Source organism: Streptococcus nakanonensis (assembly GCF_059738785.1).
In genome coordinates this window covers 109,916-128,966 of record NZ_AP027139.1, presented here as the reverse complement: position 1 = coordinate 128,966, position 19,051 = coordinate 109,916, and the positions used below count along the sequence as shown (strand labels likewise).

Annotated in this window: 19 protein-coding genes and 2 pseudogenes; 1 reads left to right on the top strand and 20 read right to left on the bottom strand. The window is 39.1% G+C overall.

Translation table 11 applies throughout. From position 1 onward, the window contains the following. Positions 1-19: 19 nt before the first annotated feature. The 14 genes from AC6I9F_RS00690 to AC6I9F_RS00625 all read right to left on the bottom strand — a co-directional run bounded on the left by AC6I9F_RS00690 (position 20) and on the right by AC6I9F_RS00625 (position 10,837). Positions 20-961: a YitT family protein gene (locus tag AC6I9F_RS00690; RefSeq protein WP_164226272.1), complete on the bottom strand. Its 942-nt coding sequence runs from the start codon at positions 959-961 to the stop codon at positions 20-22. After that, entirely contained in the window at positions 939-2,702 is a 1,764-nt protein-coding gene (gene aspS, locus AC6I9F_RS00685; protein WP_498022185.1) for an aspartate--tRNA ligase, read from the bottom strand. Before aspS ends, AC6I9F_RS00690 begins: the two co-directional genes overlap by 23 nt. 260 nt (positions 2,703-2,962) lie before the next feature. Continuing rightward, a complete protein-coding gene (locus tag AC6I9F_RS00680) occupies positions 2,963-3,193 on the bottom strand; it encodes a hypothetical protein (protein WP_498022183.1) in 231 nt (76 codons plus the stop codon). 17 nt (positions 3,194-3,210) lie between these two features. Further along, positions 3,211-3,852, bottom strand: a complete 642-nt coding sequence (locus tag AC6I9F_RS00675) for a CPBP family intramembrane glutamic endopeptidase (RefSeq protein ID WP_485707666.1) — start codon at positions 3,850-3,852, stop codon at positions 3,211-3,213. Positions 3,853-3,861: 9 nt separating this feature from the next. Next, positions 3,862-4,560 carry an ABC transporter permease gene (locus AC6I9F_RS00670; protein ID WP_485707665.1) on the bottom strand — a complete coding sequence of 233 codons (699 nt, stop codon included), beginning with the start codon at positions 4,558-4,560 and terminating at the stop codon, positions 3,862-3,864. Then, positions 4,553-5,377 carry an ABC transporter ATP-binding protein gene (locus AC6I9F_RS00665; RefSeq protein WP_485707664.1) on the bottom strand — a complete coding sequence of 275 codons (825 nt, stop codon included), beginning with the start codon at positions 5,375-5,377 and terminating at the stop codon, positions 4,553-4,555. Before AC6I9F_RS00665 ends, AC6I9F_RS00670 begins: the two co-directional genes overlap by 8 nt. Positions 5,378-5,387: 10 nt before the next feature. Continuing rightward, a complete protein-coding gene (locus tag AC6I9F_RS00660; RefSeq protein ID WP_498022181.1) occupies positions 5,388-6,128 on the bottom strand; it encodes a DUF3169 family protein in 741 nt (246 codons plus the stop codon). Between the two features lie 2 nt (positions 6,129-6,130). Further along, positions 6,131-6,328: a hypothetical protein gene (locus tag AC6I9F_RS00655; protein WP_050253606.1), complete on the bottom strand. Its 198-nt coding sequence runs from the start codon at positions 6,326-6,328 to the stop codon at positions 6,131-6,133. Continuing rightward, a complete protein-coding gene (locus AC6I9F_RS00650) occupies positions 6,315-6,503 on the bottom strand; it encodes a hypothetical protein (protein WP_173276592.1) in 189 nt (62 codons plus the stop codon). The genes AC6I9F_RS00655 and AC6I9F_RS00650 overlap by 14 nt, the downstream gene beginning before the upstream one ends. Continuing rightward, positions 6,503-6,709: a helix-turn-helix transcriptional regulator gene (locus AC6I9F_RS00645; RefSeq protein WP_020900531.1), complete on the bottom strand. Its 207-nt coding sequence runs from the start codon at positions 6,707-6,709 to the stop codon at positions 6,503-6,505. Before AC6I9F_RS00645 ends, AC6I9F_RS00650 begins: the two co-directional genes overlap by 1 nt. Positions 6,710-6,718: 9 nt before the next feature. Continuing rightward, positions 6,719-7,033: a hypothetical protein gene (locus AC6I9F_RS00640; protein ID WP_173253475.1), complete on the bottom strand. Its 315-nt coding sequence runs from the start codon at positions 7,031-7,033 to the stop codon at positions 6,719-6,721. Positions 7,034-7,177: 144 nt separating this feature from the next. After that, the gene (gene hisS / locus AC6I9F_RS00635) at positions 7,178-8,458 is read right to left on the bottom strand and encodes a histidine--tRNA ligase (RefSeq protein ID WP_173276591.1); all 1,281 of its coding nucleotides are present in this window, start codon (positions 8,456-8,458) and stop codon (positions 7,178-7,180) included. Positions 8,459-8,536: 78 nt separating this feature from the next. After that, positions 8,537-9,784, bottom strand: a complete 1,248-nt coding sequence (locus tag AC6I9F_RS00630; RefSeq protein WP_173276590.1) for an MFS transporter — start codon at positions 9,782-9,784, stop codon at positions 8,537-8,539. Positions 9,785-9,985: 201 nt separating this feature from the next. Next, a complete protein-coding gene (locus AC6I9F_RS00625) occupies positions 9,986-10,837 on the bottom strand; it encodes an Rgg/GadR/MutR family transcriptional regulator (RefSeq protein ID WP_498022176.1) in 852 nt (283 codons plus the stop codon). Between the two features lie 123 nt (positions 10,838-10,960). Between AC6I9F_RS00625 and AC6I9F_RS00620 the strand changes: the two genes are divergently transcribed. Further along, positions 10,961-11,302: a metal-sulfur cluster assembly factor gene (locus AC6I9F_RS00620; protein ID WP_498022175.1), complete on the top strand. Its 342-nt coding sequence runs from the start codon at positions 10,961-10,963 to the stop codon at positions 11,300-11,302. A gap of 258 nt (positions 11,303-11,560) precedes the next feature. On the opposite strand, the gene ilvD is transcribed toward AC6I9F_RS00620, so the two are convergent. The 6 genes and pseudogenes from ilvD to AC6I9F_RS00590 form a co-directional block, all read right to left on the bottom strand. Next, positions 11,561-13,264 carry a dihydroxy-acid dehydratase gene (gene ilvD / locus AC6I9F_RS00615; RefSeq protein WP_498022173.1) on the bottom strand — a complete coding sequence of 568 codons (1,704 nt, stop codon included), beginning with the start codon at positions 13,262-13,264 and terminating at the stop codon, positions 11,561-11,563. A 230-nt stretch (positions 13,265-13,494) separates the two neighbouring features. Continuing rightward, positions 13,495-14,426, bottom strand: a pseudogene (locus tag AC6I9F_RS00610) (transketolase family protein). Further along, a complete protein-coding gene (locus AC6I9F_RS00605; protein ID WP_166732271.1) occupies positions 14,423-15,280 on the bottom strand; it encodes a transketolase in 858 nt (285 codons plus the stop codon). The pseudogene AC6I9F_RS00610 and the gene AC6I9F_RS00605 overlap by 4 nt, the downstream one beginning before the upstream one ends. 3 nt (positions 15,281-15,283) lie before the next feature. Next, a complete protein-coding gene (gene ulaA / locus AC6I9F_RS00600) occupies positions 15,284-16,630 on the bottom strand; it encodes a PTS ascorbate transporter subunit IIC (RefSeq protein ID WP_000975300.1) in 1,347 nt (448 codons plus the stop codon). A gap of 12 nt (positions 16,631-16,642) precedes the next feature. Further along, positions 16,643-16,927, bottom strand: coding sequence for a PTS sugar transporter subunit IIB (locus tag AC6I9F_RS00595; protein ID WP_000912476.1), 285 nt, complete (start codon positions 16,925-16,927; stop codon positions 16,643-16,645). A gap of 3 nt (positions 16,928-16,930) precedes the next feature. Continuing rightward, positions 16,931-18,960, bottom strand: a pseudogene (locus tag AC6I9F_RS00590) (BglG family transcription antiterminator). Positions 18,961-19,051 lie beyond the last annotated feature (91 nt).

The following is a 19,051-nucleotide window of genomic DNA, read 5'->3' as shown; positions in this document are numbered from 1 at the left end:
GCGCTGGTTTTTTTGGTCACTAATTTTCTGTTTCAACGAATCGTCCCAGAATATGAACATTCTCCGATACAGAGACAAAGGCTCCTGAGTCCACCTGTTTCATAATCTGTTTAAATTCATTAAACTCTGCACGTGTAATAACAGTGATTAAAACTGCCTTTCTCTCGTGATTGTAGGTTCCTTCTGCATCGTGGATCATGGTTGCTCCGCGGTGCAATTTTTTATGGATTTTCTCAATTACTTTATCTGGATGATTGGTCACAATCATAGCCTGCATGCGTTTTTGCTTAGTAAAGACAGCGTCTGTGACACGGCTAGAGACAAAGATGGTAATCATAGAGTAGAGAGCGTATTTCCAACCAAAGGTCAAGCCTGCTATCAGCATGATAGTCCCATTTACTAAGAAAGAAATACTACCGACATTCTTACCTGTTTTCTTGCGAATAGTCAAACTGACAATATCCGTCCCACCACTAGAGATATTGTTGCGAAGAGCAAAACCAATCCCCAAGCCCATGACAACGCCCCCAAAAAGGGCATTGATAATGGGATCCTCCGTCAAGGTTGCCACAGGGACAAACTGGATAAAGAAGGAACTCATGGATACCGTGATAAAGGTAAAGACGGTGAACTTATGGCCAATCTGATACCAAGCCAAGACCATCAAAGGGAAGTTAATAGCGTAAAAGGTTAGCGAAATCGGAATATGAAAACCAAACCAGTGATTACTCAAGGCAGAGATAATCTGTGCCAGACCTGTCGCACCACTCGAATACACATGCCCTGGTTGGAAAAAGAAATTGACTGCCACTGCTGATAAAAAACCATAGACCAGAGAAGCTGAAATCTTCTCATCATATTTTTCCCGAGAGATGCTTTGTAAGACACGTAAAATTTTTATCTGATAAGCAAAGCGGCGCAGATAATAGCGCCACCGCTTAATTCGTTTTGCTTGTTTCATCTTCTTCTACTTGTAAGCTGAGTTCCTCTAGTTGTTTGAGAGCGACTGTTGAAGGAGCTTGTGTCATTGGGTCACTTGCCTTGTTGTTCTTAGGAAAGGCAATGACTTCACGGATATTTTCTTCTCCTGCTAAGAGCATGACAAAACGATCAAGCCCTATAGCCAAACCACCGTGTGGTGGGAAACCATAGTCCATGGCTTCAAGAAGGAAACCAAACTGGTCATTTGCTTCTTCAGCTGAGAAACCAAGAGCCTTGAACATGCGTTCTTGAAGGTCTTTTTGGTTGATACGAAGACTACCACCACCAAGCTCATAACCGTTCAAGACAATATCGTAAGCAATGGCACGAACCTTAGCCAAATCACCTTCTAATTCGTGAGCAGTCTCTTCCTGTGGAAGTGTGAATGGATGGTGGGCGCTCATGTAGCGGCCTTCTTCTTCAGACCATTCAAACATCGGCCAGTCAACCACCCAAAGGAAGTTGAACTTATCATTATCAATCAAGCCAAGCTCTTTGGCAATACGTCCACGAAGGGCACCGAGAGTTGCATTGGCCACTTCAAGCGTATCCGCCACAAAGAGAACCAAGTCCTTGTCTTCAAGAGCAAGCGCTGCTGTCAATTCTTCTTGGATACCAGTCAAGAACTTGGCAACTGGTCCGTTTAATTCTCCATCAACCACCTTGACCCAAGCAAGACCTTTGGCACCATATTGTTTGGCTACTTCCGTCATCTTGTCGATGTCTTTACGTGAATAGTTGTCCGCAGCGCCTTTGACCACAATTGCTTTTACAGCAGGTGCTTCTGAAAAGACTTTAAAATCTACACCTTTGACCACTTCTGTCAAGTCCTGAAGCAACATGTCAAAACGAGTATCTGGCTTATCAGAACCGTAACGAGCCATAGCGTCATCATACTTCATACGCGGGAAAGGCAGAGTGACTTCGATGCCTTTAGTTTCTTTCATCACGCGTGCAATCAAGCCTTCTGTGATATCTTGGATTTCTTGCTCAGTAAGGAAAGACGTTTCCAAGTCGACCTGAGTGAACTCAGGCTGGCGGTCACCACGCAAGTCCTCGTCACGGAAACATTTGACGATTTGGTAGTAACGGTCAAAACCAGCATTCATCAACAATTGCTTAGTGATTTGTGGACTTTGAGGAAGAGCATAGAAATGCCCCTTATTAACACGAGATGGCACCAAATAATCACGCGCCCCTTCAGGCGTTGACTTAGAAAGGAATGGTGTCTCCACGTCGATAAACTCCAACTCATCCAAGTAGTTGCGTATAGAGTGGGTCACCTTGGCACGAAGTTTAAGATTTTCCAACATTTCTGGACGACGAAGGTCAAGGTAACGGTAACGCAAACGTGTATCGTCATTGGCCTCAATGCCATCCTTAATCTCAAATGGGGTTGTCTTAGCTGTATTAAGCACTGTCAGAGCTGTCACGTTTAACTCAACTGCACCAGTTGGTAACTTATCATTGGCTTGCTCACGCGCAGCGACCTGTCCAGTCACCTCGATAACAAATTCGCTACGAAGGCTTTCAGCCGTTGCCATAACCTCTGCAGATACTTTTTCAGGGTTGATAACCAACTGCATGATTCCTTCACGGTCACGAAGGTCGATAAAGATCAAACCACCAAGGTCACGACGACGGCCAACCCATCCTTTCAAGGTCATTTCTTGTCCGATGTGTTCCTCACGAACACGACCAGCATACATACTACGTTTCATTGTTTCTCTCCTCTTTTATTCTGTTACTATTTTACCATAAAAGCGCAGGCTCTTCATGAAAATCAGCAGAAAAGTTTGCCAGTCTTTAAAAATAATACTCAATGAAAATCAAAGAGCAAACTAGGAAGCTAGCCGCAGGCTGTACTTGAGTACGGTAAGGCGAAGCTGACGTGGTTTGAATTTGATTTTCGAAGAGTATAAAGTGAAGACCCTAAAAATTAACACCAATACAAAAATCCGATGAAGTTCACCGGACTCTTTTATTTTGAATCTTTGCCTATTTTACGCTTTTCAGCGATTTCGGCTGCCTTTCGAGGCAAGACGATTTCCGTCGTATAAGCTGTCCCAAAACGCCAGATACCGGCAATAGGGGCAAAGACCACTGCGAGATGGCTATAGAAGAAATCACCTTTGAAGGCATAAGCTAGTCCCCCAATGATGAAAAATAGAACGACTGCCTGAATCACTGCTAATAAAATTACTCGTTTCATGTGACCTCCTGACTCTATTATAGCATGAGAATCATCAAAAAGCCGACTAAATTATTCAAAGCGTGGAGAGAAATACTGTAGACCAGACCTTTTCTGCTAATATAGGCCAATCCCAAACTAAAACCAAGGCTAAAATAGACAAAAAATTGTTGCACATCACCTGGGAAATGAATCAAGGTAAACAGAACACTGGATACCAGAAGAAAAATCAGAGTTTGTTTACTATTGTCCTGCTTAGGAAAGAGGTAGCGTGCTAACATCCCTCTAAAGATAAGTTCTTCCGTCAAAGGAGCAAAAATAACGACCGCAAAGAATGAGAAAAGTGGTTGAGACAAGGTCAAGTCTATCGCTATTTGCTGATTTACTGAAGGATCATTTGGCAAGAAAAACTGGACAACCAGAGATAAGAACCAAACCAAGGCAGGAAGCCAAATAAATCGGTTGAAGCCACTCTTCTCAATACGAACAGGAGCTTTCTGATACCATTTGTAAATACCGTACACATAAACTCCAGCCAAGGCCACATAGAGTAGGGTAACAGCATAGGGTGAAGCGCCTAAGGCAAGCGACGTAGTCGCGAGCACCTGAATGAAGCCATAGATGAATAAAAAGGATAGAACAGCTAGAAGAAACCAGCCAAGGTTTTTAAGTAGTTTCATAAAGGTCTCCTATCTTGCTTTATAGCTGTTTTTCAATACAAAGAGGTTCGCTATTCCTAACACAAGTACCCAGGCAAGTAACATACCGATATTAGAAAAAGATATTTCCCCACCTTTTTTATTTAAAAGATTTACAATAGGACCAACGAACGAGTAATCCAACACTTTCTGAATCGTATCATTTTGAAGAGCAATCATAGGTAAAAAAGAGACAATTAACATAGGGAAGATACTATAAACTTGCGCTTTAGATTGAGTATCTGACACCGCACCGATTAGAAGGTTGAGAAAAATAACACTAATAGTTGCTAAGACCAAATAGATAACATAGGCAAATAGGTAACCTGATACATCTACTTTAAGATAGATTGGTAGTAAAATCATTCCAAGCAACATAATCAACATAGGAAGAACGAGCATACTAATAGTATATTCTGTTGCTGTCACACCACTTAGGATGAGTGATTTAAGATTGCGCTTTTCCTTATCTTCTGCCATCATAATCGATACCATATAACCACTTCCCATGCTCAAGACCATCGTCAAGCTAGCAGATAGTAAAAATAGGCTCAATTGTCCATCCTTATTTGAAAATTCATTATATAGAACAGCAGTACCAAAAGGCATCAATAGACTCGCCAATAAAGTTGAATTGCTGATAAGAACTTGCACTCTTAACCATAGTAGGGCATTTAATTTTCTAAACATCTAACTTTTCTCCTGTCAATCTGATAAAGATTTCTTCTAGTGTCGGCTCACAAGAGTGAACCACCATCAAATCTGTCGTGTCTAAATGTGGCAATTCTTCAAATGGAACTATCTGTTCTCGTCCATCGTTATAAACCACATGTACTTTCTTATCCACATGATACTTCTGGATAATATCTTGTGGACTTCCATACTCTATTAAGTTCCCCTTATTCAAAAGAGATAAGCGATCACAAAGCAGAGTTGCTTCATTCATATCATGCGTGGTCAGAAAGATAGTTGTCCCCGCCTGCTTTAATTCTTGAAGTAGGGTATGAATCATCTTAGATGTTGTAGGGTCTAAGCCACTGGTTGGCTCATCTAGAAAGAGAATCTTAGGAGCATTCAGAAGGGCACGAGCCAAGAACATTCGTTGTTTCATTCCTGTAGATAGTTTTTCTGCGATAATATCTTTAGCATCTGCCAATCCAACCTGTTGGAGCACCTGATTTACTCTTTCTGACTTGAGACCATATAACTTAGCATAGATGAGAAGATTTTTATAAAGACTCATCTTTTCATAAAAACCACTGCCATCACTAACAATACCAATTTGTTCCAAATCATTTGAGGTTAAATCTTGAGAATTCTTGCCTAACAAAACTGTTTTACCTTGATCTGCAGCCAACTGACCTGTCAAGACGTTTATCATGGTTGTTTTACCTGAGCCAGAAGGGCCAAGAAAACCAAAGATTTCACCCTCCTTAATCTCAAAAGAAATCTGATGAAGAGCTTTTTTGCTCCCAAAACTTTTGCTTACATTTTCAACACGAATCATAGAAACTCCTTTATTTAAAATAACGTTTCACCATAGGCAACTGCATCACATTGATATAAATATGGATAGCTCCTACAAGCAAGAAGGCTAGTAACTGAATCTCTCCTGTCAAGAAAGAAATGATAAAAAGAAAAACATATAAGACTGGTAAGACATACTGATTTAATTGGAATAAAATCCGAAAACTCTGTTCCAAATTAGCCTGACGCTCCCCTTCATCATAAGAATTTACATACTCTAAGACATCCTTTGGTGTTGAGAAAAATGCCAAATCAAACTGACGAACAATCGCAATGGTCTTAAAAAGATATTTTTGAACACTGAGAATCAGCACTAATCCCAAAAAAGAAAGAGATAAGGTTAGATTGCTTCTATTTGGTACAATCACTTCACTACCTGAGATGAAAAGAGCCAATAAAATCGCTACACTTGCAATATTAAAAGCAATGGTTCCAAACTCGAGATTCCGATACATTTGCACATAATAAGTTTCATTCAGATCATCATCCATTTCCTCTTGATACAAGGAATGAAATTTTCTGCTTTTCTTTAAGAAATTGAATGTCAAAAGAATGCTAATGAAACCTAACACTAAACAAATAGCTGATATCCAGGGTATCAAGATTTTTACATCTAACATAATTCCGTGGGATTCGGCAACAGCCTTAAACATCCCTACAAAAATGCCCAAGAAAAATCCCAAGACAACAACCATTAAAAACAACAATCCACGTTTCTTTTTCTTTTTCATATTCATTCTCCTTTTTCACTTGCTAGATTTTTGGATTTCTTTTCAATCCAGTCAACGACTGGGATAAGAGCAAAGTAGGCCCAAATAAATTGGTCGCTGTAATAGAGATCAAACCATCCTAGATTTGTTCCAATTAGTAGACACAGGCTGACTAATAGAGCTATGGCAACTACATAATAAATCACTTTATACTTGTTCATCATTTTTCTCCTTTTTCTTCAACCGATTGAAAATAGACAAGAGGACTAAGTTAATCCAAAACAAATACTTACTTTCAACAAAATAGAACCACCCCAGTAATGTTCCAATCATAGCAAAGGCATTCACAATAAGAGCAAGAACACTCATGTAATAAATCACTTTAAACTTGTTCATCACTCGTCCTCCTCCAAGCGAAATACCGATTCGACTGTTTCATTGAAAATTTGAGATATTTTCAGGGCAATGATAATGGATGGGGTGTACTCATCCCGTTCTAGTAGGCTAATGGTCTGTCTGGAAACCTCTGCTAGCTTGGCTAGTTCGGTTTGATTGAGGCCATCGCGAGCTCGAAGCTCTTTTAGACGATTTTTTAGTTGCATGTTACACACCTACTCTCCGTCAAATTCAACTGTTTGGATATCCTCAATACGTTGCAACTTGATTTTTTCTTTTCCCGTCTTGTCTACATATCGTAGCTTGACCCATTCCTCATCAACATCCACAACTTCCCAAAAATTTGTTCCAAATAGTTCTCCAATGATTGTTGGTTTCTTTCCAATCATTTCTTGCAATAATCTCGACATTTCTGCGTTTCCTTTCTCTTTTCTTTCGATTACCTTTAACCTCTTCTCTAACCGCTTGATTTTCTTAGATTGACTCATATAAATCAAGACGAGAAAAGGAAACAAAATCCATACCCACATGTGGCTCCCTCCTATTTCTTAACTTGCTTATATTGTAACACATCTTTTTCTTTTTGACAATCATATTTGTCAAAAAGTTTATGATTTTTGTCATTTTGCAAAAGAAAAAGGTCAGGAATAGGTTCCTGACCGGTTTATCTATCATTAAAATCCTAGTTTTTCAAAGATTTCTGAGAAGCTTTGGTTGATTGTCTCAAGTGACACTTGCACTTCTTCTCGGGTTTGATTATTCTTGACCGTTACTTGTCCGCTTTCGACTTCACTCTCTCCTAAGGTGATGAGGGTCTTAGCCGCAAAGACATCGGCTGACTTGAACTGAGCTTTTAGTTTACGATTGAGGTAATCACGCTCTGCTTTGAATCCTTGTTGGCGAAGGGCTTGCACCAATTCCAAAGCCTTGGCATTTGCTCCTTGACCCAAGACTGCGATATAGACATCTAGGGCGTTTTCGATAGGGAGGGCCACACCTTGCTTTTCAAGAATGAGAAGCAGACGCTCTACACCAAGTCCAAAACCAAATCCAGCAGTTTCAGGGCCTCCAAAGTAAGCAACCAAACCATCGTAGCGACCACCCGCACAGACTGTCAGATCATTGCCCTCAATCTCAGTGATGAACTCGAAAATGGTGTGGTTGTAGTAGTCCAGACCACGCACCATATTGGTATCGATGATATAGTCTACTCCCAGATTTTCCAACATCTGACGCACAGCATCAAAGTGAGCTTGGCTTTCTTCATCAAGAAAATCCAAGATAGACGGTGCATTCTCTACAGCCACCTTGTCTTCTTTTTCCTTAGAGTCTAAGACACGGAGAGGATTTTCCTCCAAGCGACGTTGGCTATCCTTAGACAAGGTCTCCTTGAGCGGTGTCAAATAGTCAATCAAGGCTTGACGGTAGGCCGCACGGCTCTCAGGATTTCCAAGAGTGTTGAGGTGCAATTTGACACCTTGGATGCCGATTTCTTTCAAGAAATGGGCCGCCATCGCGATGGTTTCCACATCGGTGGCTGGATTGCTAGATCCAAAACACTCAACACCAATCTGGTGGAACTGGCGCAAACGCCCTGCCTGTGGACGCTCATAACGGAACATTGGTCCCATGTAGTAGAACTTACTTGGCTTTTGCACTTCTGGGGCGAAGAGTTTATTTTCCACATAGGAACGGACAACGGGCGCTGTGCCTTCTGGACGGAGGGTGATATGACGGTCACCCTTGTCATAGAAGTCGTACATTTCCTTGGTTACGATATCAGTCGTATCTCCGACAGAGCGGCTGATAACCTCGTAATGCTCAAAAATAGGCGTGCGCACTTCTGCATAGTTATAGCGCTTGAAAATCTCACGGGCAAAGCCCTCAACGTACTGCCATTTGGCAGATTCAGCAGGTAAAATATCCTGCGTTCCTTTTGGTTTTTGTAATTTCATAGGGAATCCTCTTTAAACTTAATAGTCTTATTTTACCATAAATAGAGTGATTAAAACAGTGAGAGAAAAAATTAGGATTCAAATATCATTTTTGAGATTAAGACCTGTCAAAAGAATAGCTAGCAAGGAAAGACCAACAAATAGCATCCAAGTCAACTGTATATTCCATACAGCTACAAGTGAAAAACAGGCTGTTCCCACAGGTATGGATAAGGTAAACAATAAACCTAAAAAATTACTGGTACGAGCTAGAACCTCTGGAGCTAGATTTTTCATGAGCATGGCACTAATCTTTGGTTGAACTTTACCAGACACATACAGAGTTAAAAAGAGAAATAGCAAACCAAGTACGACTTGATTGAATACGTTAGCCAGACCAATTAGACTAAGTCCTACGGTAGCCCACATCATCAATCTAGGCAAAGACTGCTTCCCAAAATAATCATTGCCCGTAAGGCTACTAATGATGATTGCTAACAAAACACAGACTTGATTGATAAATAGTGTCTCTGTGTAAGAAAAATTCAAGAGAGAATGGCTCAAAAAGAAGATATTATAAATTCCACCCAAAGCGCCACCCAAGGCATTGATAAGCAAGACAGCAAAGAGCATAAAACCAAAGTTTTTCTGTCCACTTTTAAGAAAAACGAGACGTAAATTTCGATAAATCGTTAGGAACTGGTCTTTGATAGGAAGCTTCTCATTTTTTAGTGATTCACCATCAGGAGATGAAATTGACAGGCTCAATTTGCTTCTTCCTAAAAAGAGAACAGAAGCTGATACGAGGAAAAAACAGGCATTGATTCCCGCAACGAGAGAAAAATTGTTGACCGATAGACCTAAGAGCCAGACTCCAAAAGCTTGACCACCAATAGCTGAAATATAGGTGATGAACTGGGAAAAAGAATAAGCCTCCATCAGATCATCTTCAGCTACTTTTTCTTTAATGAGAGGCATGCGCAAACCACCTGCAAAATCACTGATGACATCACTAATGACATTGATTAAACACAGGCTAGAAAAGGCAAAGAGACTAGCTTGCTGGACAACTAGGGCTGCCAGAAAAAATAAAACCGCCTGAAACAAACCACTATAAACCATCCATTTGACCTTGTCCCTCGTGTAATCTGCCCGAATCCCTACAAAAACTGTAAAGAGAGTCGGAAGAATCATGACAATATTCGCCATGGCAACCGCAAAAGAGGCTTGTTGCAAGGTCGATGCATAGACGATAAAGACCAGATTGAAAATCGAAGCACCAAAAGCATTGAAGAAGCGTGACAAAGTCAAGAGACGATAAGCTTGATTTCTGAACAATAGTTTCATAGGTAATCTCCCTTCTTGTTCGAAGTTCTTATGTAAAGTATGACTATAGTATAGCACTTGGAAATTTGAGAGAAAAAACTTTTGAATATATGCAACAAATGAAATGAGCAAAAAGAAACGATAGAATTTCTCCAGTGACACGAGAGAGCCCATCAGTTCTATCGCTTAAAATTTCAAATGATTTTCTTAGTTTGCAGATATTCAAGAATCGAGAGTTTTTCTATAGTATTCGGCAGATTTATTACAACCAAGCATCTCAAAAATACGGACAGCATCCTCCATCTTTTTCTGGCCTTCTTTGACTCTGCCTTGCTTGCTATCAAGGAGACCTTCCGCCCACAAATAGACAATTCGGAAATAGGTTTCATTTTCATTGTAGAAATGCTCTTCGATAACACGTTTAAAATAAGAGGCATTGGTAAATTCTTCACACTCAATGCTGGCTAAAAAGCCATTCAATAGTATAGTGTGAAAAAGGTTTCGATTGCCAGACATTCCCATTAGAAAATCAGATTTGCGGACCATTTCTCGTACATATCTAGTAAAAAGAGAAACAGATAAAAATGGAGAACTGACTGAAAATAAATTGAGTTCATAGATTCCCCAGATCTCGGTAGAAAACAAATAATCATGAAGGACTTTTCCTTCCTCTGCTGTTAACTCTACCCTTTCATCCATGCCCTTCATATAAGACTTGATCATAATGGCATTTAGAATATGTTTCTGTTTGTTGTGAGAATGGATATGCTTTTGATACTCCCTGCGATACAAGTCCTCAAGAGGTGCTATGTTCTTTGGATCCAAGACATCTATGATTTCTTTTCTCAACTCAGAATCTGTATCATACTGAAACCCTCTCGCCAGAAAGAGGATTTCCTCTACACTGGCAGATATAGTTTCTAGGGCAAATAGAAACTTTTCCACCGAAAGCTCACTCTGACCTGTTTCAAATCGAGATAACATAGACGGCGAAAATTGTCCCCCAGTTGCTTGTCTCAGCGAGATATTTCTTGACTCTCGTAATTGTCTAAAGACTTTTCCAATCTGCTCCATAGGCTTCCCCTTGACTCAGTATTTTCTTCATTTTATCATATTTTTCAGAAAATTCATCAAAAACTTGCCAAATTGTCAGAATTATGAGAAAATAGAGGATATTTATCACGTGGAGGGACTGTAATGAGAGAGGATATCAAAATCAATGACCGCGCTTTGGCCTTGCAAGACCAAATTATCGAAAAACTAGAGAAGGTTTTTGATACAGATGTGGAATTGGATGTTTACAATCTAGGGCTGATCTATGAAATCAATCTGGACGAAACAGGTCTCTGCAAGATTGTCATGACCTTCACCGACACTGCCTGCGATTGTGCCGAAAGCCTGCCTATCGAAATCGTAGCAAGTCTGAAACAAATCGAGGGTATCGAAGATGTCAAGGTTGAAGTTACCTGGTCACCTGCTTGGAAAATCACACGAATCAGTCGCTACGGCCGTATTGCCCTTGGACTGCCACCTCGTTAATACTCTTCAAAAATCTCTTCAAACCACGTCAGCGTCGGCTTGTCGTAGGTATATGTTACTGACTTCGTCAGTTCTATCCACAACCTCAAAACAGTGTTTTGAGCTGACTTCGTCAGTTCTATCTGCAACCTCAAAACAGTGTTTTGAGCAACCTGCGGCTAACTTCCTAGTTTGCTCTTTGATTTTTATTGAGTATAAGCAGCTAAATCACTTTTGAAGATGAAAAGAAGCAAGCCGAAGTTGGCTTGCTTTTTAAGTTTATTTTTTACCTGACTTGTCCATATTCCAGAAGTCTGTCACGGCTCCGCGTGAAGCGGATGATACGATATGGGCATATTTACCGAGGACACCACGACTGTAAAGTGGTGGCAAGGTTGTTTCTGCCTTGCGTTTTTCAAGTTCTTCTTCGGATACGGCCATGGAAATTTCTTTAGTATCTTGGTCAACCGTAACAATATCGCCTGTACGAAGGTAGGCAATCGGTCCACCATCCTGAGCTTCAGGAGCGATATGTCCAACAACCAGACCATAAGTACCACCAGAGAAACGACCATCCGTCAAGAGGGCAACCTTATCTCCCTGACCTTTACCAACAATCATTGATGAAAGCGAGAGCATCTCAGGCATACCAGGACCACCCTTAGGTCCAACAAAACGAACAACGACTACATCGCCATCAACGATTTCATCTGTCAGAACGGCCTGAATCGCATCTTCTTCTGAGTCAAAGACCTTAGCTGGTCCAACGTGACGACGCACTTTAACACCTGATACCTTGGCAACCGCACCATCAGGAGCAAGGTTCCCGTTCAAGATGATAAGCGGACCGTCCGCACGTTTTGGATTTTCCAGTGGCATGATGACTTTTTGACCTGGGGTTAAGTCTGCAAAATCAGCCAAGTTCTCAGCAACTGTCTTACCAGTACATGTGATGCGGTCGCCATGAAGGAAACCATTCGCCAACAAGTACTTCATAACCGCAGGCACACCACCGACTTTGTAGAGGTCTTGGAAGACATACTGACCAGATGGTTTCAAGTCGGCCAAGTGAGGCACACGTTCTTGGATTGTATTGAAGTCCTCAAGTGACAAGTCAACATTGGCAGCATGGGCAATGGCAAGCAAGTGAAGAGTGGCGTTTGTAGAACCACCGAGAGCCATAGTTACAGTAATGGCGTCTTCAAAGGCTTCACGAGTCAAGATATCTGACGGTTTGAGACCGAGCTCCAACATCTTAACAACAGCACGTCCTGCTGCTTCGATGTCTTCTTTCTTATCAGCTGATTCAGCTGGGTGAGAGGAAGACCCTGGCAAACTCATACCGAGAACTTCGATAGCAGTCGCCATGGTATTAGCTGTATACATACCACCACAACCACCAGGGCCAGGGCAGGCATTACATTCAAGACGTTTCACGTCCTCAGCTGTCATATCACCGTGGTTCCATTTTCCGATACCCTCAAAGACAGAAACCAAGTCGATGTCTTTGCCATCAAGATTTCCCGGTGCAATAGTTCCACCATAGGCGAAAATTGCTGGAATATCCATATTGGCAATAGCAATCATAGAACCAGGCATGTTCTTATCACAGCCACCGATAGCAACAAAAGCATCGACATTGTGGCCACCCATAGCCGCCTCGATTGAGTCTGCAATGATATCACGAGATGTCAAAGAGAAACGCATACCAGGCGTTCCCATGGCAATCCCGTCCGCTACGGTAATAGTCCCAAACTGCACAGGCCAAGCACCTGCCGATTTTACACCTTCTTTGGCTAATTTCCCAAAATCATGCAAGTGGATGTTACATGGCGTATTTTCCGCCCAAGTCGAAATAACCCCAACAATCGGTGTTTCAAAGTCCTTATCTGTCATACCAGTCGCACGAAGCATGGCACGGTTTGGCGATTTTACCATACTGTCATAAATGCTACTGCGGTGACGTTTATCTAATTCAGTCATCTTATCCCTCCCATTTCAGTTTTTACTATTATAGCACATTTTAAAAGCAATGAACAGAAGAAAATTCTTGAATTTTCAGAAAATTCTATATACATATAAACATTTTAAATTAAAAACAACAAAGCGGATCAGGGCACTTTCTGATGACCAGAATATGCTTTTAATCCGCTTGCTTTAAATAACGTAATGTAATTTTTACAGAAGTTCTTTCAGATAAGTGTATTTAACATCTATCTTGCATTATAAAACTCTAGAACTTTCTCTTTTATATTCGATTCACTCAAACCATACTCATTAAGAAGATAATCCATTTTCCCAACTTGACCGAATCTTTCTTGAACACCCATCCGATGAATTTTTGTTATTCCATCATCAGAGAATAATTCACATAAAGCACTGCCAATTCCACCTATCTGATTGTGGTTTTCTACAGTAAATATAGTTTTTCCACTTAACATTGTTTTTATCTGTTCTGGTATCGGTTTAATTCTAAATAAATCTATCACACCTCTGAATAACCTAATTTAGACAGTTCATCCGCAACTCGAATACTTGGAGCAACCATTATGCCAGAAGCAACTATTACAACATCTTCACCGTGTCTTAACTCAATGTAGCCTTTAGAAAAGTCTTCTCCACCTTGATATACAGCCTCTGGAGCTTTTCTAATTGTTCGAATATATTTTAGTCCTTTTAAGTATAATGTCTGGTTCAAGATTTCATGAAATTGGATATCATCAGTTGCTTCAAAAATGATTGATTTAGGAATTAAACGTAACAATCCAATTTCTTCAAATGGCATATGTGTTCCACCATTCATCTCTGCCGTTACTCCTGCATCTGAGCCAATCACAGTGGCATCCAATTGTGCGTACCCAAGAGAAATAAATAATTGATCAAATACTCTTCTTGAAGCAAAAGGGCCAAATGTATGAAGATAAGGTCTAAACCCCTGAATAGATAAACCTGCTGCAAGCCCGACCATTTCTGCTTCCATTATTCCAACATTCACATAACGGTCTCCAAAGTCCTTTTCAAGATTATTAGTAGCCATAGAACTTGACAAGTCTGCTTCTAAAACTACTATATCAGAATAACTTTGGTTAGCCTCTAGAAGGAAATCTCTATACACATGTCGTAATTCTTTCGTACTTCTCATCATTCTGTTTCCTCCAATTCCTGACTTAATCTTTCTACAACTGAAGTTAACATTTGTCTCTCCTCTACAGTAGGGCGAAGATGATGATTGGATTTCATTTCTTCCAGCTCTCGAACTCCTTGACCTTTAATAGTGTCTAATACAATACACTTAGGGGATGAATTATTTGACTGTTTTAATTGGATAATCCCTTCATAAATTTCTCTAATATCTGAACCATTGACCCTAATGGATTCAAATCCAAATGATGAGAATTTTTCTACAAAATCACCTGGATTACAAATATCCTTTGTAAAACCATCTAATTGTTTTTTGTTATCGTCTACAAATACAATTAAATTAGATAACTGTTGATGAGAAGCAAACTGTATAGCCTCCCAACATTGTCCCTCATTTAACTCACCATCTCCAACAATAGCATAGGTATAAAAGGGACTTTTTCTTATTCTCTGACCATATGCAAGTCCGGTTGCAACACTAATTCCTTGTCCTAAAGAGCCCGTTGTCATATCTATGCCTGGCGTTAGATTTCTATCAGGATGAGACGGTAATTTGGTTCCATTTGTATTTAAAGAATATAAGAATTCTTTGTCAAAGAAACCATTCAAATAGAGTGTACTGTATAGAGCTGGTCCTCCGTGACCTTTTGATAATATGAAATAATCTCTATCTCGCGATGCAAATATTTCTGGAGTCATTGGCATTATTTCACCATAAAGCACTGCTAGAACTTCTACGATAGACAGGCTCCCTCCATAATGACCAAATCCAAGATGATTCAAGGTTTCAAGAGTATTTAATCGGATGTTAGTCGCAAATTTTCTTAACTCATCTTCTCTATTTTTACTTAAAATCATCCCTTATTCCTCCTTTACAGATGGCTTTTTAATAAAGGATACTCCAAACATAACTGCTAAAATAAGAACAAGACCAATCACAATGCCTGCTTGTGAGCCAAATTGATTTAACATTCCTAAAATAATTCCTGATAGACCAAAATCTGCATCTGAGAAAGTTGATCCTTGGAAACCAAGTCCTCCCAAAACTGGCATTAAAAAGACTGGAAGAAAACTGATTAAAATACCTTGTAAAAATGCTCCAATAGTGGCTCCACGAACACCACCAGATGCATTCCCAATAACACCTGCAGTCGCTCCACAGAAGAAATGAGGCACAACGCCTGGTAATATAACAACCGTTCCTGAAGCAATCATAATTGCCATACTTACTAAACCACCAACAAAACTAGAGATAAATCCAATTAGAACTGCATTGGGTGCATAAGTATAAACAATCGGACAATCCAAAGCAGGTTTTGAATTAGGTACAAGACGCTCTGAAATACCTTTAAAGGCTGGAACAATTTCACCCAAAATAAGGCGAACACCTGCTAAAATAACAAATACACCTGCTGCAAATTGACCTGCTAATTGTAAAGCATAAACTAGACCACTTGTACCACTACTGATTTCTTTTTCTATATATTCTGACCCTGCAAAGATAGCTACAATAATATAAATAACTGCCATGGATAAAGTAATACTAACAGTACTATCACGTAAAAAAGCTAGACTCTTTGGAAATTTAATGTCCTCTGTTGATTTTGATTTGTCACCGATAAGGCTACCAGTAAAACCACTCAACCAATATCCCAAAGAACTGAAATGACCTAAAGCCACCTTGTCATTTCCAGTTAATTGAACCATATATTTTTGCACAAATGCTGGGGAAATACTCATAATAATACCGAGTGCTAATCCTCCTAGTAAGATAAGAGGCAAACTTGTAAAGCCAGCAACTGATAAAATGACTGCAATCATACACGCCATATATAGAGTGTGGTGCCCTGTTAAAAAGATATATTTGAATCGAGTAAAACGAGCAATTAAGATATTGAATACCATACCTGCAAACATAATCATTGCAGTAGCTGAGCCATATGTTGTTAAAGCTACAGCTACAATTGCTTCATTATTCGGCACAACGCCAGATAAATGAAAAGCATGCTCAAACATGGTACCAAATGGATTTAAAGAATTTTGTACAATTCCTGCACCACCAGATACAACTAAGAAACCAACAAAGGTCTTAATTCCACCTTTAATAATATCAGGTAATTTCTTCTTCTGAAGAACTAATCCTAAGATTGCAATTAAAGCTACTAAAATAGCTGGTGTACTAACAATATCCAATATGAACTTCATCATGACGCTAGCCTCCTATATAAGTCCTTTTTCTTCACAAAGTTTAGTAATTAATTCTCGTAGTTCATCCATATCAATAATACTATTTAAGATACGAACATCTCCAAGATGACTAGCTGAATCAGCTAGATCACGACCAACAATCCAAATATCAGCAGCATTTGGATCTGCTCCACCTAAATCATAGTGTTCAACTTCTACATCTGAAACATTCAAATCACTCAATACAGATTCAATATTCATCTGTACCATAAAACTTGAACCTAATCCTGAACCACAAGCTGTACCAATTTTTAACATTATTTAATCCTCCTGTTTAATTATCATTTCAATGTCATCATAGTTTTTTGATGATATTAAAGTTTGAACATGATTTTTATCTCTTAAAATTGTTGTTAAATGTGACAAAGCCTTTAAATGACTTTCATTATCAATGGCTGCAATACAAATCAACAATCTTACCTCTTGTTCTGGATTATCCAATAAATAAATCGGTTCTTCCAAAACTAACATTGACATTCCTATTTCATTCACACCTTCATCTGGCCGAGCGTGAGGAATTGCTACTCCCTTCCCTAAATTAATAAAAGGTCCAAACTCTTCTACTTTTTGAATCATTGCCTCAGGGTAGTTCTCAGTTATCTTATCTTGATCCAAAAGCGGTTTAGCTGCTAAACGAATCGCCTCCTTCCATCCTAATTTTTGCGAACTCACCTGATAGGTTTCTTTGGTAATAAGTTGTTCTAGCACTGGTACAATTTCCTTTCTATCATTTTTTTGATAAAGATAATTCTTTAACGCCAATCTTAATTCCAATTCTTGTGTAATAATTCCATATCTTTTGACAATATTCAGGATTTGTTCAATCTCAAAATCCCCATACTCTAAATTCGGAAAATCTTTTAACACTAGTTCTACTAGTTGTATTGCTTGCTCTTCAGTCATCATAACCGAAACTAGATAATTTGGCTTTTCTGTCTCCACCTTTATGGTAGAAAAAACCATATCATAGTCACTACTAGTTTTCGCCTGTAAATCATCAATCTTTGAGGTTCCTATGAACTCAATTTGAGGAAATAATGCTAATAGATTCTCTTTTAACATCAATGAAGAACTAACACCATTAGGACAAATGATTGCTGCTTTATACCATTTTTGAGGCAAAGTATCTGCTTTCTTTAAATAACCTCCGAAATGGATAACAAAATATGCTGTTTCACTATCAGGTATGGGCTTGTCAATAGCGTCCATCAAGGGAGTCAAAGAATCTTTTACTAGTTCAAATAAATCAGGATAATGTTCTTTAACATGCAACACATATTCATTTGAACTAGGTAGACCGAACTTTAATCTATAGTAAGCCGGTATAAGATGGCGACGAAGATTTTCTCTCAATCCTTCCCTTTGTTTAAAATGTAACAAAGAAATATCTTCCATTCTACTTATAATAGCCTCTGTTAATTGATTAAAGTAAACCGGAGCAACATCTACTTCACCTTCAAAGCAACTTGATAATAAAACGGTGATATAGCGATAATCATCCTCAGAAAACACCGTATCTATAATTCCCAAATCAACCACTGTATCCAATAAAATAGTGGTTATATCTTGAATAACAGGAGATACTAATGTCTCTGAAAGACCTACTCTTTCAACATCCCTTTGATACCTACACAGAATGAATACTAAACCGAAAAGGCAAACTTTTAATTGATTAACAATAGGTACTAGCTGTAGCTTCTCATAATAATCTTTAACTACCTGATTTATCAAATCATAAGTTAATGAATACCCCCAACTGGATAAAACATAATCCAAACCCCAAATTCCTATGGAGGATTCCAGCAACTCACTAACCATTTGAAAAGCTAAACGGTGCTTATTCCACTCTGAACCGTGTAAAGTATAACCTTTTGCTCTACTGTACCCTAGCTCCAAATCATTATCTAACATAATCTTTCTTAATGATTGAATATCAGATAAGGTTGTATTCTTACTTACTTTCAAAAAGTCTTGGTAATGATTATTCGATATAAAATCTAATCGGCAAAAAGTGTAAAGATAGATCAAAGCTAAGCGAGTCGACTTTGGTAAAACCAATTCATCCGACTTAATAATATCTGTCAAAGACTGCTTCGTACGATTTGATAAACTATAGCGACCTTGCTTTTTATCCAGCACTATCCCTTTATTAGCTAGATAAGGCACTAAATAATCTATTCCTTCTTTGACTTCCTTTATAGGTAAGCTCACCTTAACAGATAATTCATATAATGATAGCTCACATGATCCATCAAAGTCATCAAAATAACTAGTGCTCTATAATCAAACATTTCTCTTCCTTTCTAACTACAATTATAGTGTAAAAGTTATAAGAATAAAAGAGTATTTGAGCACAATATAATCTCACCTTTTAAAAGAAAT